The following is a 22,261-nucleotide window of genomic DNA, read 5'->3' as shown; positions in this document are numbered from 1 at the left end:
TTCCGCCACGGAATCTGGCATGAGAGACGTACGTAGATGTGTAGTAGGTGTACTACATCTTTGATAGCGTGCTGGACATGTTGGGAACCTTGGTCGACACGCCGGTGATGGAGGTCAGTGACCTCCGCATGCGTTACGGCGACAGGGAAGTGCTGTCCGGCGTCGACTTCTCGGCGGCGCCGGGCGAGGTGGTCGTGCTCCTCGGGCCGAACGGGGCGGGCAAGACGACCACGATCGAGATCCTGGAGGGGTTCCGGATGCGGTCCGGAGGCTCGGCCCGGGTGCTCGGTGTCGATCCGGCCGACGGCGACGAGGCCTGGCGGGCCCGGCTCGGCGTGGTGCTGCAGTCGTGGCGCGATCACAGCAAGTGGCGGGTCCGTGAGTTGCTGGAGCATCTCGGGTCGTATTACGCGGACTACTCCACACCCGACAAGCGGCGGCCGTGGGTGATCGACGACCTGCTCGAGGTGGTCGGCCTCGCCGGGGCGGCCGGCGCCGTGATCGGCCGGCTCTCCGGTGGCCAGCGGCGGCGTCTCGACGTGGCCATCGGCATCGTCGGGCGGCCCGACCTGCTCTTCCTCGACGAGCCGACGGTCGGGTTCGACCCGGAGGCGCGCCGCGACTTCCACGATCTGATCCACCGCATGACCGATGTGGACTCGACCACCGTGCTGCTGACCACGCACGACCTGGACGAGGCGGAGAAACTCGCGGACCGCATCCTGATCCTGGCCAAGGGGCGGATCGTGGCGAGCGGCTCGGCCGACGAGCTGTCCCGTCAGGTGGCCGGCGAGTCCGAGGTGCGCTGGACGCAGGACGGCCGGCGGTTCGTGCACTCCGACGCCGACGCCACCAAGTTCGTGCGGGAGCTGTTCCAGCAGCACGGTGAGGCGATCGGCGACCTCGAGGTGCGCCGGGCCGGCCTGGAGGAGACGTATATGAAGCTGGTCCGTGAGGCGGAGGGGTCATGAGCCGGTTGATCCGTGTGGGGACGCGCCGGGGCCTGATCGAGTTGCGGCAGACCGTGACGAATGGCGCCGACGTCTTCGGCTACCTGTTCCCGGTCGCCCTCCTGCTCGGCTGGCTCTACCTCATCAGAGATGACAAGGTGCCCGGCTCGGATGTGTCGCTCGGGGCGTACAGCCTGGTCAGCTCGCTGGCGCTGCTGTTGGTGATCGGCGGGGTGACGTCCACCGCGCAGTATCTGACGATGGACCGCGAGGACGGCACGCTGCTGCGGGCCAAGGCCACACCGAACGGCATGGCCGGCTACCTGATCGGCAAGATCGTGCTGGTGGCCGGGGTCATGGTGATCACCTGCGTGGTGACGCTGCTGCCCGGCGCGTTCCTCGTCGACGGGCTCCGGGTCGATGCCGGCACCTGGCTCACCGTGCTTTGGCTGCTCCCGCTCACGATGCTGGCCCTGCTGCCGGTCGGCGCCATCCTGGGGTCGTTCTTCGAGACCGCCCGCGGCGCCGCGATCCTCATGCTCCCGGTGATCGCCCTCACCGCGATCTCCGGCGTCTTCTACGCACACTCGGCGCTGCCCGGCTGGTTGCAGGGCCTCTCCCAGGTCTTCCCGATGTATTGGCTGGGCTCGGGCATGCGGTCGGCCTTCCTGGCCGGTGAGCCGGATCGGCACCTGGCCACGGCCGGGGTGCTGGCGCTCTGGGCCGTGATCGGGCTGCTCCTGGCTCCACGTATTCTGCGGCGGATGGCCCGACGGGAGTCCGGCTCGCTGGTGGCGGCCCGCCGGCAACGGGCGATGTCCCGGACCATGTGAGGGGGCTCATGGCGAGCGAGATCACGTACAACCGCATCGCGATGTTGCGCGCGGAGCGTGGCATCTCCCGACGGCAGCTCGCCGACGCTCTCGGAGTCCACTACCAGACCGTGGGCTATCTGGAGCGCGGCGAGTTCAGCCCCAGCCTGCACCTGGCGCTGCGCATCTGCACCTATTTCGAGGTGCCGGTCGAGGTGGTGTTCTCGCTGGAGCCGTTCCCGCGGCTCGGGGCGGAGTCCCGACCGGCGTAGATTTCGAGGCGCCAGCACCGCTAGAGATGGGATTACCCCGTGCGCTTCGCCCGTTTTGTCCACCCTGGTGGAGTCTCCTTCGGCGTCGTCGAGGGCGACAGCTCCTCGGGGCTGACGGTGGCCGAGATCGACAGCATCCCCTTCAACGAGGTGCGCTTCACCGGTCAGCGGTGGGCGCTGCCCGACGTGCGGCTGCTCGCTCCGATCTTCTCCAGCAAGGTGATCGGAATCGGCCGCAACTACGCCGACCACGCCGCCGAAATGGGCAACGAGGTGCCCAAGGAGCCGCTGATCTTCATCAAGCCCTCCACCTCGGTGATCGGTCCGAACGACGCGATCCGCATCCCGGGTGTCACCGAGCACGTCGAGGAGGAGGCCGAGCTCGCCGTCGTGATCGGCGCGAGCGGCGCCCGCCGCGTCGACCGGGCCGGCGCCGAGAAGGCGATCTTCGGTTACACCTGCGGCAACGACGTGACCGCTCGTGACCTGCAGCGCAAGGACCCGCAGTGGACGCGGGCCAAGGGCTTCGACTCGTTCTGCCCGATCGGCCCGTGGATCGTCACCGGCCTGGACGTCAGTGACATCGAGGTGCGCTGCGAGGTCGGCCGCGACCCGGAGAACCTGGAGGTGCGCCAGATCGGGCGGACCAAGGACATGGTCTTCGACGTCCCGAGCCTGATCTCGTATGTGTCGCACGTCATGACGCTGCTGCCCGGCGACATCATCCTGACCGGCACGCCGGCCGGGGTCAGCCGGATCACGCCGGGAGACACCGTGTCGGTCAGCATCCAGGGCATCGGCGAGCTGCGTAACCCGGTCGTCTCACTCGACTGACCGCTCGATCCCGTCCAGCAGCAGGGCCAGACCGTAGTCGAACGCGGTCTGGCCCTCCTCGAATCCACCGGCGTTCCACAGCGCCGTCATCGCCGGGTGCGCCTCGACGTCGAACCAGTTCTCCCAGAAGTCACCGCGCTCGTGCCACCACGACTCGGTGGACTGCCCGGAGGCCCGGCTCAGGCGCGCGTCCTCGCCGGCCTCGCGGGCGAAGGCGTAGACGTACGCGGTCACCGACAGCGCCGCCCGGTTGATCGCCGCGGTCGGCACACCGGCCAGGGACATCGTGGCGATCAGGAACTCCCGCTCGGCCATCGTCCCCGGCCCGAGCGGCGGCCGGACCAGCGACACCTCGGTCAGCCAGGGGTGGGCCAGAAACATCTCCCGGGTGCGCGCGGCGAACTGCGTGACCCGCTCCCGCCAGCTCTCGTCGCCGGCGGTCAGTCGCCGGGCCAGCAGCGCGTCGTCGACCATCAGCGCGACCAGATCGGCCCGCGACGGCACATAGGTGTAGAGCGTCATCGTCGCCACGCCGAGGTCCGTCGCGACGCGCGCCATCGAGGCCGCCTCCAGGCCCTCCGCGTCGGCGATCCGGATCGCGGCGGCCACCACGACGTCCACGGTCAGCCGGGGCGGGCGGCCGGCGGCCTTCTTGGCGGGCCGGCCGGTGGGCGCCTTCACGCTCCGGCGCCAGAGCAGTGGGTAGTTCTCCATGATTCCGTATACCCTACGGGAAACACTTTCCGTAGGGGGTACGAGAATGCGCATCCTGGTCACCGGCGCCACCGCCAACATCGGCCGCATGGTTGTCGACGAACTGCTCGACCTCGGCGCCCTGCACGACCCCGGCGTCATCGAGATCCGGGCCTTCACCGTCGACCCGGCCAAGGTCGCGCTCCCGCCCGGTGTGGAGGTGGTGACCGGCTTCTTCAACCGGCCGGACCGGGTCGCCGCGGCCCTCGACGGCGTCGACCGGATGTATCTCGCCCCGCACATCCCCACCGTCACCGCCGTCTGCCGGGCGGCCGCCGAGGCCGGCGTGCGCCACATCGTCGACTTGGCCGGTGTGAAGGGCCTGCACTGGCAGGCCGTCGAGGACGCGGTGGAGGCGTCCGGCATCCCGTTCACCCACCTGGAGCCGGGCGAGTTCATGGCCAACTCCACCAGTTGGGCGCCGCAGATCAGGGCCGGCGACGAGGTGCGCGACGCGTGGGGCGACGCGGCCAACGCCCCGATCGCCCAGGAGGACATCGCCGCGATCGCCGCCCGCGTGCTCCTCTCCGAGGATCACCACGGCCGCTCCTACGAGCTGACCGGACCGGAGACGCTCAGCCGGCGGCAGCAGGTCGCCGCGATCGGCGCGGAGCTGGGCCGCGATCTCACCTTCGTCGAGCTATCCGGCGACGAGGCGGTCGCCCACTACCGGTCGCTGATGGGCGACTTCGGCGACTGGTACCTGAACGGCCTCGCGCAACTCGCCGAACATCCGCAGCCCGCCCTGCCGACTGTCGAAGCCCTGCTCAATCGGCCTGCGATGAGCTACGCCGAGTGGGTGCGCCGTCACGCGGATCTATTTAGGTAACCCGATTTGGCGGCCCGCAGGCCCTCAGGTAAAGTTCTCCACGGCGCGGCAAGCCGGGCCAAATGGGGTATGGGGTAATTGGCAGCCCGGCTGATTCTGGTTCAGCTAGTCTAGGTTCGAGTCCTGGTACCCCAGCGCAGTCCTCCTCGCCGGGAGGGCAGTGCTGGTAGAAGCAGCGTGTTCTGGTCCCGTCGTCTAGCGGCCTAGGACGCCGCCCTCTCAAGGCGGTAGCGAGGGTTCGAATCCCTTCGGGACTACATCGAGAACGGCCCGCATCGATTGATGCGGGCCGTTTCGCTTTCCCGGGCCTTTCCCACCGCGCAAGGGGGTACGGCCACACCTACCCCGACCGCAACCATCGCCTCCCGTGGCTCCCGCGCGACGTGGGCGCCACTCCCGGCCGCCGGCGCGACCGCCGGGCAGATGCGGTGGGCCACCGTCCGGTGTGGGTCTGCCGCTCCCGGCGGGTGGTCGTCTGCGGTTGCTCTCGCACGTGATCGGCGGGTTCGGGGTGTCCGGGCCGCGGCGGGTGGTCGTCTGCGGTTGCTCCCACGCGTGATCGGCGGGGTTCGGGGTGTCCGGGCCGCGGTCGGCGAGGCTGTCGAGTGCTCCCCGTCACCCCTGCTGAGGTGGGTGGATATCCGATTTCGGCTGCGGGCACAGTGCTGATAGAGTTCAGTCCGCCGCCGCAACCGGGTGGTGAACGGCAAGTTCTGGTCCCGTCGTCTAGCGGCCTAGGACGCCGCCCTCTCAAGGCGGTAGCGAGGGTTCGAATCCCTTCGGGACTACCAGAAAAGATCGGCCCGCATCGGTGACGGTGCGGGCCGATCTGCGTTCCCGGTCGGCGGCTGTGGACGCGGCGCTCCGGTCGGGCGGCTGTGGACGCGGTTCCCGGTCGGCGGCTGTGGACGCGGCGCTCCGGCGACGGCCCGCCGTTCTGCTGGGCGGAGATTCCGGGGCCGCCCGGCCGTCGGGGCGGTGATACTTCGACGATGAGCGAGGTCACCGTCCGGCGAGTCGACTTCGGATGGTTCGTGCGCCCGTCCGAGGAGACCGGGACCGGGGCGGCCCGGGTGGAGCCCACCCTGGGGTATCTGATCGACCATCCGGCCGGGCGGCTCCTGGTCGACACCGGCATGGGCGGCCATCCGGATGTGGACCGCCATTACCGGCCGCGGCGGGTTCCGCTCGGCGTGGCGCTCACCGCGGCCGGCACCACGATCGACGACATCCGGTATGTGGTGAACTGCCACCTGCACTTCGACCACTGTGGAGGGAATCCGGAGCTGGCCGGCCGCCCGGTCTTCGCCCAGAAGACGGAGCTGACGCTGGCCCGGACCGTCGAGTGGTACACCCTGCCGGAGCTGGTCGACCATGCCGGTGTCCGGTATGTGGAGCTGGACGGCGCGGCGGAGATCCTGCCCGGTGTGCGGGTCCTGCCGACGCCGGGTCACACCGACGGCCACCAGTCGGTCGTGGTGCGGACCGCCGACGGCACGGTGATCGTGGCCGGGCAGAGCCACGACCACGCCACCGCGTTCACCTATGACGCGCTCGCCCACCGGACCGGGATCGGCACACCACCACCCTGGATCGAGACCCTGCTGGACCTCGATCCCCGCCGGATCGTCTTCGCTCACGACAACGCGGTCTGGACCCCGTGACGGTGAGGAGCCCGGATCGTCTTCGCTCACGACTACGCCGTCTGGACCCCGTGACGGTGAGGAGCCACACCCGGGTTCAGAGTGGGGTGGCGGCGCCCGGGGTGAGCCAGGTGAGGGTGTCCGGGGCGAAGGCGGCTTCGATCTCGGGGCGGCCCTCGTGGAAGTGCGACCAGCCCTCGTAGTGGACCGGCACGACGCGGCGGGGCCGGATCAGCGACACGAGGCGGGCCGCGTCCCGGCCGGTCATCGTGTATCGCAGCGGGCCGGTGAGACCGAACTGCACGCTGCCCAGGTGCAGGACGGCGGTGTCGACGGTGAAGCGGGCGGCGACCTGGCGTACGCCGGAGAACAGCACCGTGTCCCCGGAGATCCAGACCACCGCCGAGGCGCCGGGCGGCCGCAACGCGAAGCCGATCGCGTCACCGACGAGCCCGCGGCTCAGTGGCGGGCCGTGCCGGGCCGGGGTGGCGGTCACCTCGACGTCGCCCACGGTGGAGGTCCGCCAGGGGGCCAGGCCGACCGCGTTGCCGCCGAGCCGGCGGGCCCCACTGACCGTGGTGAGCACCACCGGCACCGACGGCAGCAGCGCCCGGCCGGCGTCGTCCAGGTTGTCGCTGTGGTGGTCGTGGGTCAGCAGGACCGCGTCGACGGGACCGAGGGAGGCGTACGGCACCGCCGGGCCGGCCGTCTTCACCGAGGACGTGCCGAGCCCGAACGAGTACCGCCGGCCCGGCTCGTCGAAGGTCGGGTCGGTGAGCAGGCGTACCCCGCCGATCTCGATCAGCGTGGTCGGCCCGCCGATGTGCGTGATCTTCATCGGGCGTGCCGCAGGGCCCATTCCAGGACCTCGTCCGCGATCTGCTCCCAGCCCTTCTGGGCGGGCAGCAGGTGGGCGTACCCCTCGTACTCGCGGATCTCGGTGACGGTGTTCGACCGGTAGTGCTTGTGGTTGGACCGCTGCACCTCGGGCGGCATGATGTGGTCCTCGGAGCCGGAGACGAAGAGCAGCGGCGCCCGCTCGTCGTTGTGGTAATCGACCCAGGTGTCCTGGTGACCGGGCTGGAAGTTGGCGAGCACGCTGCCCCACAGGATGCCCCCGTTGGCCGGGATCGCGTACCGCTCGTAGAGGGCCTTGGACTCCTCCGGGCTGAACGTGTTGGTGAACGCGTACGTCCACTGCTCCAGCGTCAGCGGCACCGCCCGGTGCCGGTTCGCCGGGCTCTTCAGCACCGGGAAGGTCGACTTCACCTGGGACAGCGGGACCACCCGGACACCTTCGGTCGGGGCCGAGTTCATGGCGACGCCGGCCGCGCCGTACCCGTGGTCGAGGAGGATCTGGGTGAACGCGCCGCCCGCCGAGTGACCGATGATGATCGGGGGCTCGGGCAGCTCCCGGATCTGCGCCTCGATGTGCTCGATGATCTCCGGCACGGTGACGGCCAGGATCGGGGACGGGTCGGTGTTGAGGGCCTCCACCTCGACCTCGAAGCCCGGGTACGCGGGCGCGATCACCCGGTGGCCCTTCGCCTCGTAGTGGGCGACCCAGTTCTCCCAGCTGCGCGGCGTGACCCAGAATCCGTGTACCAGAACGATCGGTTTCATACGTCCGATCCTCGTGGGAGCGGGCCCACCCTCGAATCACGTGTGACACGTAGTCGGCCGTGCACGCGCTACCGAAATCGGGCTCAGTCGGGCAGGACGTCCCGTAACTGCCGCCGCGACGTGACACCGAGCTTCCGGAACACCTTCCGGAGGTGGTAGTCCACCGTGTTCGCGCTGAGGAACAGTTGTGCCGCGATCTCCGCATTGGTCTCACCGGCCCGGGCGAGGATCGCGACGGCGGCCTCCTGTGGAGTGAGGATGGTGTCGTCGGCGACGGGCCCGGCCGGCCGGACGCTCTCGCCGAGCGCCCCCAGCTCCTGCCCGGCCCGGGCGGCGAACGCGTCGGCCCGGACCTCCTCGAACATCTCGAGCGCCGTGGTGAGCTGGTCGCGCGCGTCCCGTCGGCGGCGACGGCGGCGCAGCCACTCGCCGTAGAGCAGCCGGGCCCGGGCCAGATCGCCGTGGGACAGCGTGTCGTCGAGCCGGTCGATCGCCGCCAGGTAGAGGTCCTCCGCCTCGCCGGGGCCGGACAGCAGCGCCCGTGAACGGTCCAGTAGCCCCAGGGCGCGGGGCGTGCCGCCGGCCCGGGCGGCGAGATCGAGATCGGCGCAGGCCCGTTCCGCGGTCTGCCGGTCGCCGGAGCGGACCGCCGCCTCCACCAGGTCCGGCAGCGCCCACGCGTACCGCAGGGGACGGCCTAGGTCGACGATGCCCAGCAGGCCGTCGCGGGCGGCCGCGTAGTCGCCGACCGCGTTGTCGAGCACGGCGAGGCTGAGCCGGGTGACCGCGTGCATGCCCCCCAGGTGCAGCATCTCGAAGACGCCGAGCGCGTGTGGCAGCGTCTCCCGCAGCCCGGCAGGATTGCGCCAGCTCACCAGCTCCGGGTGACGCCACACCTGCTCCTGCTCGGCGGTGATGCCGATCGCCCGCCGGACTCGCTGCCCGGCCGCGTCGTGCCGGTCAGCGTCGTTGAGCCGGCCGAGGAACGCGCCGGTCATGGCGCCGATGAAGTGGACGATGTCCAGGGAGTGCAACGCCCCGGTACGCCGCGCGGCCGCCTCCGCCCGCTGGATCAGGAAGTGCTTGGTGGGGTCGTCCCAGACCATGTTGCAGAAGTTGATGCCCAGGATGAACCGGGTGAGCAGCGTCTCGTCGGGCAGCGCCGGGTCGGCGATCGCGGCGATCGCCCGGCGCAACGGCGGCACACCCCCGGCGAAACCGTCGGTGATGAACGCGGCGTAGCCGGCCAGCAGCAGCCCGTCCAGGTCGGCCGGGTCGTCACCGGCGAGCGGGCGGGCGGCCACGGCGATCTCCGGATCGGTGACGCTGCCCAGGTGCTCGGCGGTGGTGGCGTGCTGGATGGCCTGGATGACCGCTACCCGGGCGCGGTCGCGGTCGGCGCCGAAGGCCCGGGCGGCGGCCAGGCACATGGCGGCGGCGTCGCGCAGGCCGTGCGGCACACCGGCGTTGACCGAGGCGTTGGCCCGGGTCAGCAGAGCGTCGCCGCGTTGCGGCCTGGTGAGCCGGCTCTCGTCGGTGTCGTCCAGGAGCAGAAGGGCCCGGGCCGGTGCGCCGGCGACCATCGCGGCCCCGGCCGCCTGGACACGCCGGCCGGCGCGGGCGGTGGAGTCGGGGGTCAGCTCGGCCGCGCGGCTCAGGAACCCGGCCCGGGCGGTGTGGCCGCCCCGCGCCCCGGCCCGGTCGGCGCTGCGCTCCAGCTCGGCGGCGACCGTCTCGTCCGGAGCGACCGCCGCGGCGGCGAGGTGCCAGGCCCGCCGGTCGACGTCGGCCGGCTCGGTGGTGGCGGTGGCCAGGGCGTCGTGGACGGCCCGGCGCTGGGCGGGCCCGGCGTCGCCGTAGATCGCCGACCGCACCAGCGGATGCCGGAAGTCGACCGGCGGGAGCCCGCTGACCAGACGATCCGCCTCGGCCGGGGCGGCGTCCTCCGGTCCGGTGCCGAGCAGTCGCGCCGCGGTCAGCAGCTGCTCGACCCGGCCGCCCGCCCCGGCCGCGGCCAGGACCAGCCACGTCCGGGTGGCCTCGGGATAGGTCCGGACCCGCGCCGAGTAGTGGGCCTCCAGGCGGCTGCCGATCGGCACCGGCTCGGGCAGCGGGGAGGCGCCGCGAAGCTGGTCGGAGGTGAGCTCCCGGCCCAGATCGGTGAGCGCCAGCGGGTTGCCGCCGGTGGTCACGGCGATCTGCTCGGCCAGCGTCAGGTCGAGGTCGCCGGTGACCACGTCGGAGAGCAGGGCCATCGCGGCGTCCCGGCCGAGCCCGGCGACATCGAGCACCTGCACGCCGGCGAACAGGGTGGGGTCGTCGGTGACGGGCCGGTGGGCGAAGAGGAGCACCACACCCTCGGCGTGCAGGCGGCGGGCGACGAAGGCCATGGCACGGGCCGACTCGGGGTCGAGCCAGTGCGCGTCGTCGACGACACAGAGCCGCGGGGTGGCCGCCAGCAGGGTCAGAGCGGCCAGGCTGACCAGGAACTCCTCCGGTGGCGGACCGTCGGCGAGACCGCACGCCACGTCGAGGGCGGCCCGCTGCGCGGCCGGCAGCCGGTCTCGCTCGGACAGGAGCGGGACGAGCAGGCGGTGCAGCCCGGCGTAGGGGAAGTCGGACTCGGACTCGACACCACTGATGGCGAGAGCCCCGGGGACCGTGCTCCGGGCGTACCGGAGCAGTGCGGTCTTGCCGACGCCGGCCTCGCCGCGCAGGACCAGCGCCGAGCTGCGCCCGCCTCGCGCCTCCCGGAGGAGATCGTCGAGCCGGGCGCATTCGCTGTCCCGTCCGAAGAGCCGGTCGTCCTGCCCGAAGAGCCGCACGCGCGAGACTCCGTCGGTGGGGTTACAGGCCGGAGAGGCGCTGGCCGGCGCGGACGACGGCCATCGCGTGCCGCTCGCCGGGCCGACGGCCGAGACGCTCGATCGGACCGCTTATCGAAATCGAGGCGATCACTCGTCCCGTGCGGTCGCGGATCGGCGCGGAGACGCTTGCCACACCCGGCTCGCGCTCGGCGACGCTCTGCGCCCAGCCGCGACGGCGGACCTCGGCGAGGGTGCGGCCGGTGAACTTGCAACGCGGCAGGAGCGGCATCACGGCCTCGGGGGGCTCCCACGCGAGCAGGATCTGTGCGGCCGAGCCGGCGACCATCGGCAGCACCGAGCCGACCGGGACAGTGTCGCGAAGACCACTCGCCCGCTCGGCCGCGGCGACGCAGATCCGCTCATCGGCACGGCGCAGATAAAGCTGAGCGCTCTCACCCGTGGCGTCCCGCAGTGCGGACAACAGGGGCTCGGCGGCGGTCAGCAGAACGTCCGGCGCGGCGTTGGCCAACTCGCCCAACCGCGGGCCCGGACGCCATCTTCCTTGCGTGTCACGCACCAGCATCCGATGGATCTCCAAGGCCTGGGCCAGGCGATGTGCGGTCGCCCGCGGCAGCTTGGTGCGCTCGACCAACTCGGCAAGACTGGCGCCGTCGACACATGCGGCGAGGATGACAACCGCCTTGTCGAGAACGCCTACACCGCTCATACTGTGTCCCACAAGCCGAAACATACATTCCAGAATTTAGGATGTCCAGATGGTGGGAGTCACTCCCCAGAGCGGGAAACCCAGGACCCTGGCCGAGAAGGTCTGGGATGACCACGTGGTGCGCACGGCCGAGGGTGAGCCCGACCTGCTCTTCATCGACCTGCATCTCCTGCACGAGGTCACCAGCCCGCAGGCGTTCGACGGTCTGCGGATGGCCGGCCGACCGGTCCGCCGCACCGACCTCACGCTCGCGACGGAGGACCACAACACCCCGACCGGGTATGCGGACCCCGCGTTCAACACCCGCCGCGGTGACCTGCTCACGATCACCGACACGGTCTCGCGGACGCAGATCGAGACCCTGCGCAAGAACTGCGCCGAGTTCGGTGTGGAGATCCGTCCGCTGGGCGACGTCAACCAGGGCATCGTGCACGTGATCGGCCCGCAGCTGGGCCTCACCCAGCCCGGCATGACGATCGTCTGCGGCGACTCGCACACCGCGACCCACGGCGCGTTCGGCGCGCTGGCCTTCGGCATCGGCACCAGCGAGGTCGAGCACGTGCTCGCCACCCAGACGCTGCCGCAGTCCAAGCCGAAGACGATGGCGGTCACCGTGGTCGGCGAGCTCGGCCCGGGCGTCTCCGCGAAGGACCTGATCCTCGCCCTGATCACGCAGACCGGCACCGGCGGCGGCAATGGCCACATCGTGGAGTACCGCGGCGAGGCGATCCGTGGGCTCTCCATGGAGGGCCGGATGACCATCTGCAACATGTCGATCGAGTGGGGCGCCAAGGCCGGCATGATCGCGCCGGACGAGACCACCTTCGCCTACCTGAAGGGCCGCACCCACGCCCCGCAGGGCGAGCAGTGGGACGCCGCCGTCGAGTATTGGAAGACCCTCGCCACCGATGAGGGCGCCGAGTACGACACCGAGATCATCCTGGACGCCACGACGATCAGCCCGTTCATCACCTGGGGCACCAACCCGGGCCAGGGCGCCGCGCTGAACAGCGTGGTCCCCGCGCCCGAGGACTTCCTGGACGAGGTGGAGCGCGGCGCCGCCGAGCGCGCCCTGGCGTACATGGACCTCACCCCCGGCACCCCGTTCCGCGAGGTCCCGGTGGACGTGGTCTTCGTCGGCTCGTGCACCAACGGCCGGCTCGAGGACCTGCGGGCCGCCGCCGACGTGATCCGGGGCCGCAAGGTCGCCGACGGCGTCCGGATGATGATCGTGCCCGGCTCCTACCTCGTGCGCGAGCAGGCCGAGGCCGAGGGCCTGGACAAGGTGTTCACCGAGGCCGGGGCCGAGTGGCGGTTCGCCGGCTGCTCGATGTGCCTGGGCATGAACCCGGACACGCTCAGTCCCGGCCAGCGTGCCGCGTCCACCTCCAACCGCAACTTCGAGGGCCGGCAGGGCAAAGGTGGGCGTACCCACCTGGTCTCGCCGCAGGTCGCCGCCGCCACCGCCGTGGTCGGCAAGCTGGCCGCCCCCGCCGACCTCTGATCCCGCCGGAGAGAAAAATGGACAAGTTCGTCACCCACAGCGGCAGAGTCATGCCGCTGCGCCGTTCCGACGTGGACACGGACCAGATCATCCCGGCGGTCTACCTGAAGCGGGTCACCCGGACCGGCTTCGAGGACGGCCTCTTCAACGCCTGGCGGGAGGACCCGGAGTTCGTGCTGAACCGCCCGCAGCACGCGGGGGCCACCATCCTCGTCGCCGGCCCCAACTTCGGCACCGGCTCGTCCCGCCAGCACGCCGTCTGGGCGCTGCGCGACTGGGGCTTCAAGGCGGTCATCGCCTCCCGCTTCGGCGACATCTTCCGCGGCAACTCCCTCAAGGAGGGCCTGCTGCCGATCCAGCTGGACCAGAAGATCATCGAGAGCCTCTGGGACCTGGCCGACGCCGAGCCGGAGAAGGAGATCACCGTCGACCTCGAGGGCCGTGTGGTCCGGGTCGACGACGCCGCCTACGGATTCCCCATTGACGACTTCAGCCGCTGGCGTCTCATGGAGGGCCTCGACGACATCGGACTGACGCTGCGGCACGAGGACGCGATTACCGCGTACGAGAAGAGCCGTCCCGCTTTCAAGCCGGTCGTCGTCCTTTAGACCGGTCATCGAATTCGCCCCTGCCGGGTCACCCGGCAGGGGCGAATTCGTTGGGACACAACGGTTTTTTCCTCTGAATGTTTCTGTAACCAGGTCACAGGGCATACCGTGCGCGCAGAATGGCCCGTGACGGGCCAGTTCTCACGTCCGGGAGGAAACCGTGAACAAGGCCGAGCTCATCGAGGCGCTCGCAGTCAAGCTGGGCGACAAGAAGACCGCGACCCTGGCGCTCGACGCGTTCATCAGTGAAGTGCAGAACGCCGTCGCCAAGGGCGACCGAGTAGCACTCACCGGATTCGGTTCCTGGGAGAAGCGGGTCCGTAATCCGCGGGTCGCGCGGAATCCGCGAACCGGGGAACCGGTCAAGGTGAAGAAGACGTCCGTCCCGGTGTTCAAGGTGGGCAACACATTCCGGGAACTGGTGGCGAGCGGTAAGCCCGCCAAGGCGGCGGCCGTCAAGAAGACCACCGCGACCAAGGCGGCTCCGGCTGCCAAGACCGCGGCGGCCACCAAGACGACGGCCAAGGCGGCGTCCAAGACCGCGGCGGCGTCCAAGACCGCGGCGGCCACCAAGACGGCCGCGGCGCCCAAGACCGCGGCGGTCACCAAGACCGCGGCGGCGAAGAAGACCACCGCGACCAAGGCGACGGCCACCAAGACCCCGGCCGCCGCGAAGAAGACGACGGCCAAGGCCGCACCGGCGAAGGCCACCACCACGGCGACGACGGCGGCGGCGAAGAAGACGACGACGAAGAAGGCGGCGCCGGTGACGGCACCGGCGACCAAGGCGGCCAAGACGACGGCCAAGGCGGCTCCGGCCAAGAAGACCGCACGTAAGACGGCGACACCGGCGGCCGCGCCCGCCCGTGCCGCGTCACCCCGCCGCAGTCGCTGACCGCACACCCGAAGGCGTCCACCCGTACGGTGGACGCCTTTTCGGTGTTCCGGCGCGGCCCCGCCCGCGCGTCCTACCGTCCGCATCATGCAGCGAGGATCGAGGCCCCGGGGCCTGACCAGCCGGGCCGGCATCGCCGCGGCGCTGTTCTCCATCGCCGTCCTGCCCGGGTGGACACTCGGCGACCTGGCCGAGGACGGCACCGGATGGCCGGTGCTGGACTGGCTGATCACCTGCGGCTGGTCCGGTCTCGCGGTGGCGGCGGGCGCGCCGTACGGCTCGTACCGGCGAGTGGACGGCCTGGCCGGGGCGGTGCCGATCTACGGCTGGTATCTGGCCGCGGTCCTCAGCTGGCGGCTGGCGCTGCTGCCGTACCGCGACTGGGAGCCGCGCCGGGACGAGCTGTGGCAGGCGCGGTGGCTCACCGGCGACCTGATAGGTCACTGGCGGGCCGACGCGACCGCCCGCCGTGCCGTCACAACCGCGAAGCGCCCAGTAACGTCTCGCCGGACCAGGCCAGCAACCAGCCGTCGCCCTTCGGCGTCTTGAACGGGTGGTGGTCGCTCTCACCCCGTAGCGACGCCAGTAGATGCGGCATCAGCTTGCCCTGGCTGCACACCACGACCCGCTCGAAAGCGCGCAGCTCGGCCAGCCGGGCCCGCGCGGCCGCCACCCGGGCGGGCAGACCGTCCGGCCCGGACGGCTCGGCGAAAGCCCCGTCCCGCACGATCGGCCGCTCGACGGCGGCTGCCAGCGGCTCCAGCGTCTGCGTGCACCTCAGCGGCGTCGCCGCCACCAGCCGGCGCGGGCGCAGCGCGGTGAGCAGGCCGGCGATCCGGTCCGCCTGTTTCGCGCCGACCGGATCGATCGGCCGTAGCTCGTCCCGGCCCGCCCATTTCCTGCGCTCCCCGGCCCGGGCATGCCGGACCAGCGCGATCACCGCGGTGACCGGCGGCAGCGACGCGACTCCGGCGAGGAGGGTCCGCTCCTCGGGGTACGACAACCGCCCGGCCGCCTCCTCCAGAGGCAGCCACGCCGTCTCGTCCACCTCGTCGGCGTCCCGGACCGGCCCGTCCGAGGCGGCGGCCATCAGCCAGTACGCCACGTTCTTGGGCCGCCCGTCCGGCAGCGCGTAGTCGACGTCCGGCAGCCGCAGCTGGGGGATCGCCGCCGCACCGGTCTCCTCCTCGACCTCCCGCAGCGCCCCGGCCAGCGGCTCCTCGCCGCCGGTCAGTTTGCCCTTGGGCAGGCTCCAGTCGTCGTAACGCGGGCGGTGCACCAGGCACACCTCGACCCGGTCACCGGACCGACGGCAGAGGACTCCGCCGGCCGCACGTTCCACTTCCGTCATTGGCCCGTTTCTCAGGTGTTCTTCTTGCCGATGATCCGCCGGAGCATGGCCGCCTGCAGATGGATCTGCGGACGGCCGGTGGCGCCCTGGTTGCGATGCCAGATGCCGTCGCCGTCCAGGTCCCAGCCCTCAGTGGTCTCCGCCATCGACAGTTCCAAAACATGCCGCAGCTCCTCGCGGGCCGACGGCAGCGTCACCTTCACCAGCGCCTCCACCCGGCGGTCGAGGTTGCGGTGCATCATGTCGGCGGAGCCCATCCAGTACTCGGCGTCGGCGCCCGGCCCGAACCGGAACACCCGGGAGTGCTCCAGGAACCGGCCGACGATCGAGCGGACCCGGATGTTCTCCGACAGGCCGGGCACGCCGGGCCGCAGCGCGCACATGCCGCGGATGATCAGGTCCACCTTGACCCCGTCCTGCGAGGCACGGTAGAGCGCGTCGATCGTCTTCTCGTCGACCAGCGAGTTCACCTTGAACTGCACGAGCGCCTCGCCGCCCTCCCGAGCGATCCGGGCCTGCTCGTCGACCCGCTCCAGCAGGCCCTTGCGCACCCCGTGCGGGGCGACCAGCAGCCGCCGGTACGTGGTCTGCCTGCTGTACCCGGTGAGCACGTTGAACAGGTCGGTGACGTCGGCGCCCACCTCGGGGTCGGCGGTCAGCATGCCGAAGTCCTCGTACAGCCGGGCCGTCTTGGGGTGGTAGTTGCCCGTGCCGATGTGGCAGTAGCGCCGGATCTGGTTGCCCTCCTGGCGTACCACCAGGGAGGTCTTGCAGTGGGTCTTGAGGCCGACCAGGCCGTAGACGACGTGGCAGCCGGCCCGCTCCAGCGTCCGCGCCCAGGCGATGTTGGCGACCTCGTCGAACCGGGCCTTCACCTCGACCAGAACCACCACCTGCTTGCCCGCGGCGGCCGCGTCGACCAGGGCGTCAACTATCGGCGAGTCACCGGACGTGCGGTACAGGGTCTGCTTGATCGCCAGCACCAGCGGGTCGGCCGCGGCCTGCTCGATGAAGCGCTGCACGCTCGTCGAGAACGAGTGGTACGGGTGGTGCACGAGGATGTCGGACTCGCGCAGCCGGTTGAACACGCTGCGCGGCACTTCACCGTCGGCCAGATGCGGGTGGGTCGCCGGAACGAACGGACGGTCCTTGAGGTCGTCACGGTCGCACTCGCCGTAGACCTGCCACAGCGACGACAGGTCGAGCAGACCGGGCACCCGCAGCACGTCGTGACTGTCCATGTCGAGTTCGCGGACCAGCAGGTCGAGCACGTGGTCGCTGATCGAGGCAGCCACCTCGAGCCGGACCGGCGGACCCAGCCGGCGCTGCGCCAGCTCCCGCTCCAGGGCCTGCAGCAGGTCCTCGTCGCGGTCCTCGTCGACCTCCAACTCGGCGTTGCGGGTCACCCGGAACAGGTGCCACTCCAGGATCTGCATGCCCGGGAACAGCTGGCTCAGGTGGACCGCGATCAGCTCCTCGATCGGCAGGAACCGGATGCCGCGGCCGTCGTTCTGCACGGTCACGAACCGCGACACGTTGTTCGGCACCTTGACCCGCGCGAACAGCTCCGGCGCGTCACCGTCGGGATAACGAAGGGCGACGGCGAGATTCAAGGACTTGCTGGAGATGTACGGGAAAGGGTGCGCCGGGTCGACCGCGAGCGGCGTCAGCACCGGGAAGACCTGCTCCCGGAAGAAGGTCCGCAACCGGCCCTGCTCGGCGGCGTTCAGCTCCTTCCACGACACCAGCTCGATGCTCTCCGCCGCCAGTTTCGGCCGCACCTCGTCGGAGAAGCAGGCCGCGTGCCGGGTCACCAGGTCGGTGGTCCGCTCGGTGATCATCTCGATCTGGTGGCGCAGCGGGGACCGGTCACCTCCGCGCATCGGCAGGCCCGCGCTCAGCCGCCGCTTCAGCCCGGCCACCCGGACCATGTAGAACTCGTCCAGATTGCTCGCGAAGATCGCCAGGAACTTGGCCCGCTCCAGCAGCGGCGTCCCCGGGTCCTCGGCCAGGGCCAGCACCCGGGCGTTGAAGTCCAGCCAGGACAGCTCCCGGTTCAGGAAACGGTCCTCGGGCAGCAGGTGACCCGGCCTCTCGTCGACATCGTCATCGTCGTCGTCGTCCAGATCGGCGCTGTCCAGATCGGCGCTGTTGAGATCGCTGTTGAGGTCGGCGCTGTGGAGATCGGCGACCATCTCACTCGCCGTGAGCTCGGCCACCTCGCGCTCGGTGAGCTCCGGATCCGGTTCGACAGCCGCCTCCGCAGGGTCGGGGGCCTCGATCAACTGCTCTTCTGCCGACTCGGGGCGGGGCAGAAAGCGGCCGTTGGGGCCACGCCGGCGGGTCTCGGAAATCCGGGGCGGGGTCGTCATGCCTTACATCATTGCCGTTTCCGGAGAAACGTGAAACGAACTACCGGATGATCACATCAAAGGACTCCGGGAATTAACACCCGCCGGACCACACCCGTCGCGTCGGACTCCACCGTCACCCGCTGGCCGAGACGGAGAAGTCGCAGGCCGGAGCGTTGAAACGCCTCGGCGCCGAAGGACAGTGGGGTGCCGTCGTCGAGCAGCAGCGTCCCGCTGCGGGTGTCCGGGTCGAAAGTCGCGATCGTGCCCTGCATGGGACCGAACGCTACCCGTATCAGGCGGCCGGCGCGCACGCCGTGACGCGGCCCAGCTCCCGGAGCAGCCCGCAGGTCCACTCGCCCGCGCCCAGGCGCAACACCGCGTCCAGGTCGGCCGCGGTGTCGACGTCCTGCCGCAGACCCGGCCAGTCGCCGCGCAACAGCGAGGCCCCCGACCCGGCGTGCGCCGCCGCCGACGGCCCACCGAACCGCGGATCCAGCGCCCACCCGGCCGGCGCGGCCAGCAGCACCGTCCCGATGCCCGCCGCGTCCGGCACGAAAGCCCGGCCGCCCGCCCGGCCCAGCGCCTCGTCGAGTTGCTCCGGCCGCAGCGCCGGCAGGTCGCCGGCCAGCACCGCCCGGTGCGCGGACCGGCCGGTCACCTCATCCGCCCCGAACCGCATCGCCGCGTTCAGCCCACCGCCCGGATCGGCCACCACCCGGGCGCCCAGCTCCCGCACCGCCGCCCGGACCTGCGGATCGTCGGTGACCACCAGCAACTCGGCCACCGAGGCGCTGGACAGCACCGCGGCCGCGGTGTCACGCACCATGGCCAGAGCCAGCTCCGGATGACGGTCGGCCGGCACGGCGCCACGCAGCCGCGTCTTCGCCGCGCCGAGCCGCTTGACCGGGATCACCGCCGTCCACATCTGCACCCGACCATCCTGCCTGACGGGTCGTCGCGGTCGTGACCGGCAAGCCGCTAGTTCAGTGATTCCCGAGACCCCTACCTGGTCGGGCGGGACGTGAGCGGGCATGATTTCGTCGCAGGTGAACAGGGGAGGCGGCGTCGACGTCTCCGTTCGAGGGACGGGGGACGCCGTGGCACAGCTCAGGCTCGGCTTCTGGCAGCGTGTCGCGGTGATGCTGGTGATCCCCGTCATGACGGCCCTGACGAGCAAGACGTGGTCACGGCAGGACCGCATCCCGTCGACCGGCCCGGTCATCCTCGTCCCCAACCACGTGTCGCACTTCGACCCGCTCGTCGTGGCGCACTACATCTACCGGTCCGGCCGGTGGCCACGGTTCCTCGGCAAGTCCAGCGTCTGGAAAGTGCCGGTCATCGGGTTCCTGCTCACCAAGACGCGGCAGATCCCGGTCGAACGGGGCAGTGTGGAGGCGGTGAAGTCGCTGGACACCCTCGTCGAGGCGCTGCGCGGTGGCGGCGCCGTGGTCATCTACCCGGAGGGCACCACCACCCGGCACCCCGACCTCTGGCCGATGCGCGGCAAGACCGGCGCGGCCCGGCTCGCCCTGCTCACCGGCGCCCCGGTGGTGCCCATCGCCAACTGGGGTGCCCAGACGATCTTCGACCCGCGGACCAACCGGCTGAAACTGCGCCGCACGCACGTCACCGTCACCACCGGCGAGCCGGTCGACCTCAGCCGCTGGGCCGGCCTCGAACCGTCCCGGGCGGTGCTGGACGAGATGACCGAGAAGATCATGCTGGATGTCCGGGATCTGCTCGGTGAGATCCGCGACGGCGAAGCGCCGGCGCTCTACGACCGGCCCGCACAACGGGCCACAACCTCGGAGGAAGCGCCATGAAGGCCGCCGTCATCGGATCCGGATCCTGGGGTACGGCGTTCGCCAAGGTGCTCGGTGACGCCGGATCGACGGTCACCATGTGGGCGCGGCGCGAGTCCGTCGCCACGGAGATCCGGGAGCGGCACGGCAACGAGGGGTCGCTGCCCGGTGTCCGCCTGGCCGAGAGCGTCACCGCCACCACCGATCTGGCCGAGGCGGTCGGTGCGGCCGAGCTGATCGCCATCGCGGTGCCGTCACAGACCCTGCGCGGCAACCTCGCCGACTGGGCCGGGCTCTTCCCCGCCGACTCCACGGTCGTCTCCCTGATGAAGGGCATCGAGCTCGGCACCCTCAAGCGGATGAGCGAGGTGATCGTCGAGACGGCCGGTGTGGCTCCGGACCGGGTGGTGGTCGTCTCCGGTCCCAACGTGGCGCCCGAGATCGCCGCCGGCCAGCCGACCACGACCGTCGTGGCGTGCTCCGACGAGGGCCGCGCCAAACAGGTCCAGCACGCCCTCGCCACGCCGTACTTCCGGCCATACACCAGCGACGACGTGATCGGCTGCGAGCTCGGTGGCGCCTGCAAGAACGTGATCGCGCTGGCGTACGGGATGGCGGTGTCCCTGGGTCTCGGTGACAACACCCGCGCCTCTCTGATCACCCGCGGTCTCGCCGAGACCGCCCGCCTCGGGGTGGCGCTCGGCGCCGACCCGCTCACCTTCGCCGGTCTGGCCGGTCTCGGCGACCTGGTCGCCTCCTGCTCGTCGCCGCTCGCCCGCAACCGCAAGTTCGGTGAGCACCTGGGCCGCGGCGAGACCCTGGAACAGGCGCAGGTCGCCACCCGGCAGACCGCCGAGGGCGTCAAGAGCTGCCTGTCCATCCGCGATCTCGCCCGGGCGAACGGCGTCGAGATGCCGATCGTCGAGCAGGTGGAGCGCGTGTGCCACGAAGGGGTGGACCCGCGCGTCGCGGTCAAACTGCTGATGACACGGGAGATGAAACCCGAGTGAGCTCCTTCTCCGACGGCACTCGTGCCGTCCACGCCGGTCTGCCCTCGCCCCAGGTCGGCGAGCCGTTCCTGCCGGGGCCGGTGTTCGCCGCGCCCTATCACCTCGACCCGGTCACCGGGCCCGGGGAGAACGGCTACGCGCGCACCGAGCACCCGACCCGGCAGGCGCTGGAGTCCGCGATCGGCGCCCTCGAAGGCGGGCCGACGCTGGTCTTCTCCAGTGGGCAGGCCGCGATCACCGCGCTGTTCCTCGCCGTTCTGCGGGCCGGCGACACGGTGGCGATCCCCTCGGACGGCTACTTCACGGTACGGGCGTTCGCCGACGGGTTCCTGCGTGATCTGGGTGTCCGTTCCGTGCAGGTGCCGACCGCCGGGCCGTACCCCGATCTCACCGGCGTGCGGCTCGTGCTGCTGGAGACGCCCGCCAACCCCGGACTGGACGTGTGCGACGTACGGGCGCTGTCCGCCGCCGCCCACTCCGCCGGTGCGCTGGTGGCCGTGGACAACACCACCGCGACGCCGCTCGGGCAGAACCCGCTGGCGCTCGGCGCGGACCTGGTCGTCGCCTCCGGGACCAAGGCCCTCACCGGCCACTCCGACGTGCTCCTCGGGTATGTGTCGGCGACCGACCCCGAACTGCTGACCAGGGTGGAGACATGGCGCAAGCAGACCGGCGCCGTGCCCGGGGCGTTCGACGCCTGGCTGGCGCACCGGTCGATCGCCACGCTCGACCTGCGGCTGGCCCGGCAGACCGCCAACGCGGCCGCCGTCGCCGAGCTGCTGCTGTCGCGTCCGGACGTGACCGGGGTCCGCTGGCCCGGGCTGCCGTCCGACCCGTCGTACCCGATCGCCTCGGCGCAGATGCGGCGCATCCCCGGAGTGGTGTCGTTCGACCTGGGCTCGGCCGAGCGGGTGGCACGGTTCCTGTCGGCGGCGAAGCTGGTGTTCGCGGCCACCTCGTTCGGCGGGGTCCACACCACGGCCGACCGGCGGGCGCAGTGGGGTGACGACACGCCGCCCGGGTTCGTGCGGTTCTCCTGCGGCATCGAGGACACCGCCGACCTGCTCGCCGACATCACCACGGCCCTCTCGTCGTGACCGCGTGGAGCAGCTTCAGCGGTGACGAGGTGGCGGCGCTCACCCAGGGCTCGAGCTTCTTCGCCGAGCCGGGGGAGCGGGACTGCCCGGCCTGTGGACAGCGGCGGCTGCGCGCCTATGTCACGGCCCCGGAGAACGCCAAGCGCCCGACCCTGGTCAGCTACGTCTGGTGCGGGGCCTGCGACAAGTTCGTGGGCACCCGCGCCCGTCACCCGGACGGGCTGATCTTCTCCGACCCGCTGGCCGCCCTGTCCACGGCCGAGCGCCGCGAGCTGGAACGCAGCCTGACCGGCTTCCTGGCCTACCTGGACTCGCTCTGGGACTCCGGCGCGCTGCCCCAGACGTTCACGGCCTGAACCCCGGTCGGCCTCCACCGCTGTCGCAGCGCTT

General features: G+C 71.2%; 23 protein-coding genes and 3 tRNA genes. 17 read left to right on the top strand and 9 right to left on the bottom strand.

What is annotated here, in order from left to right:
- Positions 1–77: 77 nt before the first annotated feature.
- From ACQPZW_RS43530 to ACQPZW_RS43515, 4 genes are read left to right on the top strand one after another with little or no spacing between them, the layout of a single operon-like run.
- The gene (locus ACQPZW_RS43530; protein ID WP_433791854.1) at positions 78–971 is read left to right on the top strand and encodes an ABC transporter ATP-binding protein; all 894 of its coding nucleotides are present in this window, start codon (positions 78–80) and stop codon (positions 969–971) included.
- Complete coding sequence (locus ACQPZW_RS43525) at positions 968–1,783, top strand: ABC transporter permease (RefSeq protein ID WP_433791853.1); 816 nt, start codon at positions 968–970, stop codon at positions 1,781–1,783. The genes ACQPZW_RS43530 and ACQPZW_RS43525 overlap by 4 nt, the downstream gene beginning before the upstream one ends.
- An 8-nt stretch (positions 1,784–1,791) precedes the next feature.
- A complete protein-coding gene (locus ACQPZW_RS43520) occupies positions 1,792–2,034 on the top strand; it encodes a helix-turn-helix transcriptional regulator (RefSeq protein ID WP_433791852.1) in 243 nt (80 codons plus the stop codon).
- Positions 2,035–2,073: 39 nt separating this feature from the next.
- On the top strand, positions 2,074–2,868 hold the full coding sequence (locus ACQPZW_RS43515; protein WP_433791851.1) for a fumarylacetoacetate hydrolase family protein: 795 nt from the start codon (positions 2,074–2,076) through the stop codon (positions 2,866–2,868).
- On the opposite strand, the gene ACQPZW_RS43510 is transcribed toward ACQPZW_RS43515, so the two are convergent.
- Positions 2,857–3,582 carry a TetR/AcrR family transcriptional regulator gene (locus tag ACQPZW_RS43510; RefSeq protein ID WP_433791850.1) on the bottom strand — a complete coding sequence of 242 codons (726 nt, stop codon included), beginning with the start codon at positions 3,580–3,582 and terminating at the stop codon, positions 2,857–2,859. The genes ACQPZW_RS43515 and ACQPZW_RS43510 overlap by 12 nt on opposite strands.
- Positions 3,583–3,628: 46 nt before the next feature.
- Here ACQPZW_RS43510 and ACQPZW_RS43505 point away from each other — a divergent pair, with 46 nt between their 5' ends.
- The 5 genes from ACQPZW_RS43505 to ACQPZW_RS43485 all read left to right on the top strand — a co-directional run bounded on the left by ACQPZW_RS43505 (position 3,629) and on the right by ACQPZW_RS43485 (position 6,114).
- Entirely contained in the window at positions 3,629–4,450 is an 822-nt protein-coding gene (locus ACQPZW_RS43505) for an NmrA family NAD(P)-binding protein (protein ID WP_433791849.1), read from the top strand.
- A gap of 63 nt (positions 4,451–4,513) precedes the next feature.
- Positions 4,514–4,585, top strand: a tRNA-Gln gene (locus ACQPZW_RS43500).
- 49 nt (positions 4,586–4,634) lie between these two features.
- Positions 4,635–4,707, top strand: a tRNA-Glu gene (locus ACQPZW_RS43495).
- 458 nt (positions 4,708–5,165) lie between these two features.
- Positions 5,166–5,241 (top strand) — tRNA-Glu (locus ACQPZW_RS43490).
- A gap of 201 nt (positions 5,242–5,442) precedes the next feature.
- Positions 5,443–6,114: an N-acyl homoserine lactonase family protein gene (locus ACQPZW_RS43485; RefSeq protein WP_433791848.1), complete on the top strand. Its 672-nt coding sequence runs from the start codon at positions 5,443–5,445 to the stop codon at positions 6,112–6,114.
- Positions 6,115–6,190: 76 nt separating this feature from the next.
- On the opposite strand, the gene ACQPZW_RS43480 is transcribed toward ACQPZW_RS43485, so the two are convergent.
- The 4 genes from ACQPZW_RS43480 to ACQPZW_RS43465 form a co-directional block, all read right to left on the bottom strand.
- Complete coding sequence (locus ACQPZW_RS43480) at positions 6,191–6,931, bottom strand: MBL fold metallo-hydrolase (RefSeq protein WP_433791847.1); 741 nt, start codon at positions 6,929–6,931, stop codon at positions 6,191–6,193.
- Positions 6,928–7,716, bottom strand: a complete 789-nt coding sequence (locus tag ACQPZW_RS43475) for an alpha/beta hydrolase (protein WP_433791846.1) — start codon at positions 7,714–7,716, stop codon at positions 6,928–6,930. Before ACQPZW_RS43475 ends, ACQPZW_RS43480 begins: the two co-directional genes overlap by 4 nt.
- An 83-nt stretch (positions 7,717–7,799) precedes the next feature.
- A complete protein-coding gene (locus ACQPZW_RS43470; protein WP_433791845.1) occupies positions 7,800–10,541 on the bottom strand; it encodes an AAA family ATPase in 2,742 nt (913 codons plus the stop codon).
- Positions 10,542–10,563: 22 nt separating this feature from the next.
- Complete coding sequence (locus ACQPZW_RS43465; protein WP_014447202.1) at positions 10,564–11,250, bottom strand: IclR family transcriptional regulator; 687 nt, start codon at positions 11,248–11,250, stop codon at positions 10,564–10,566.
- Between the two features lie 49 nt (positions 11,251–11,299).
- On the opposite strand from ACQPZW_RS43465, the gene leuC reads away from it, so the two are divergent.
- From leuC to ACQPZW_RS43445, 4 genes are all read left to right on the top strand, one after another.
- Positions 11,300–12,754, top strand: coding sequence for a 3-isopropylmalate dehydratase large subunit (gene leuC, locus ACQPZW_RS43460; protein WP_433791844.1), 1,455 nt, complete (start codon positions 11,300–11,302; stop codon positions 12,752–12,754).
- A 17-nt stretch (positions 12,755–12,771) separates the two neighbouring features.
- Positions 12,772–13,362, top strand: a complete 591-nt coding sequence (leuD, locus tag ACQPZW_RS43455; protein WP_433791843.1) for a 3-isopropylmalate dehydratase small subunit — start codon at positions 12,772–12,774, stop codon at positions 13,360–13,362.
- Positions 13,363–13,522: 160 nt separating this feature from the next.
- Positions 13,523–14,257 carry an HU family DNA-binding protein gene (locus ACQPZW_RS43450; protein ID WP_433791842.1) on the top strand — a complete coding sequence of 245 codons (735 nt, stop codon included), beginning with the start codon at positions 13,523–13,525 and terminating at the stop codon, positions 14,255–14,257.
- Positions 14,258–14,344: 87 nt separating this feature from the next.
- Positions 14,345–14,806 carry a hypothetical protein gene (locus ACQPZW_RS43445; protein WP_433791841.1) on the top strand — a complete coding sequence of 154 codons (462 nt, stop codon included), beginning with the start codon at positions 14,345–14,347 and terminating at the stop codon, positions 14,804–14,806.
- Here the strand turns inward: ACQPZW_RS43445 and ACQPZW_RS43440 are convergent.
- The 4 genes from ACQPZW_RS43440 to cofC are packed head-to-tail and all read right to left on the bottom strand — an operon-like array spanning position 14,733 to position 18,887.
- Positions 14,733–15,608 (bottom strand): NUDIX domain-containing protein, encoded by an 876-nt coding sequence (locus ACQPZW_RS43440; RefSeq protein ID WP_433791840.1) that lies wholly within the window; start codon positions 15,606–15,608, stop codon positions 14,733–14,735. The two genes, ACQPZW_RS43445 and ACQPZW_RS43440, sit on opposite strands and share 74 nt — an antisense overlap.
- A gap of 11 nt (positions 15,609–15,619) precedes the next feature.
- Entirely contained in the window at positions 15,620–17,980 is a 2,361-nt protein-coding gene (locus tag ACQPZW_RS43435; protein WP_433791839.1) for an RNA degradosome polyphosphate kinase, read from the bottom strand.
- A gap of 56 nt (positions 17,981–18,036) precedes the next feature.
- Positions 18,037–18,234 (bottom strand): cold-shock protein, encoded by a 198-nt coding sequence (locus ACQPZW_RS43430; protein ID WP_433791838.1) that lies wholly within the window; start codon positions 18,232–18,234, stop codon positions 18,037–18,039.
- Between the two features lie 20 nt (positions 18,235–18,254).
- Positions 18,255–18,887: a 2-phospho-L-lactate guanylyltransferase gene (cofC, locus tag ACQPZW_RS43425; RefSeq protein ID WP_433797800.1), complete on the bottom strand. Its 633-nt coding sequence runs from the start codon at positions 18,885–18,887 to the stop codon at positions 18,255–18,257.
- 172 nt (positions 18,888–19,059) lie between these two features.
- On the opposite strand from cofC, the gene ACQPZW_RS43420 reads away from it, so the two are divergent.
- Genes ACQPZW_RS43420 through ACQPZW_RS43405 form a run of 4 tightly spaced genes read left to right on the top strand, consistent with a single transcriptional unit; the run spans position 19,060 to position 22,227 of the window.
- Positions 19,060–19,785 carry a lysophospholipid acyltransferase family protein gene (locus ACQPZW_RS43420; RefSeq protein ID WP_433791837.1) on the top strand — a complete coding sequence of 242 codons (726 nt, stop codon included), beginning with the start codon at positions 19,060–19,062 and terminating at the stop codon, positions 19,783–19,785.
- Positions 19,782–20,774 carry an NAD(P)H-dependent glycerol-3-phosphate dehydrogenase gene (locus ACQPZW_RS43415; protein WP_433791836.1) on the top strand — a complete coding sequence of 331 codons (993 nt, stop codon included), beginning with the start codon at positions 19,782–19,784 and terminating at the stop codon, positions 20,772–20,774. Before ACQPZW_RS43420 ends, ACQPZW_RS43415 begins: the two co-directional genes overlap by 4 nt.
- The gene (locus ACQPZW_RS43410) at positions 20,771–21,871 is read left to right on the top strand and encodes a cystathionine gamma-lyase (protein ID WP_433791835.1); all 1,101 of its coding nucleotides are present in this window, start codon (positions 20,771–20,773) and stop codon (positions 21,869–21,871) included. Before ACQPZW_RS43415 ends, ACQPZW_RS43410 begins: the two co-directional genes overlap by 4 nt.
- Positions 21,868–22,227: a hypothetical protein gene (locus ACQPZW_RS43405; RefSeq protein WP_433791834.1), complete on the top strand. Its 360-nt coding sequence runs from the start codon at positions 21,868–21,870 to the stop codon at positions 22,225–22,227. Before ACQPZW_RS43410 ends, ACQPZW_RS43405 begins: the two co-directional genes overlap by 4 nt.
- Positions 22,228–22,261 lie beyond the last annotated feature (34 nt).

It is taken from the genome of Actinoplanes sp. CA-252034 (genome assembly GCF_050956125.1).
Lineage (GTDB): Bacteria > Actinomycetota > Actinomycetes > Mycobacteriales > Micromonosporaceae > Actinoplanes.
This window is presented reverse-complemented; position numbering and strand designations above follow the sequence as displayed.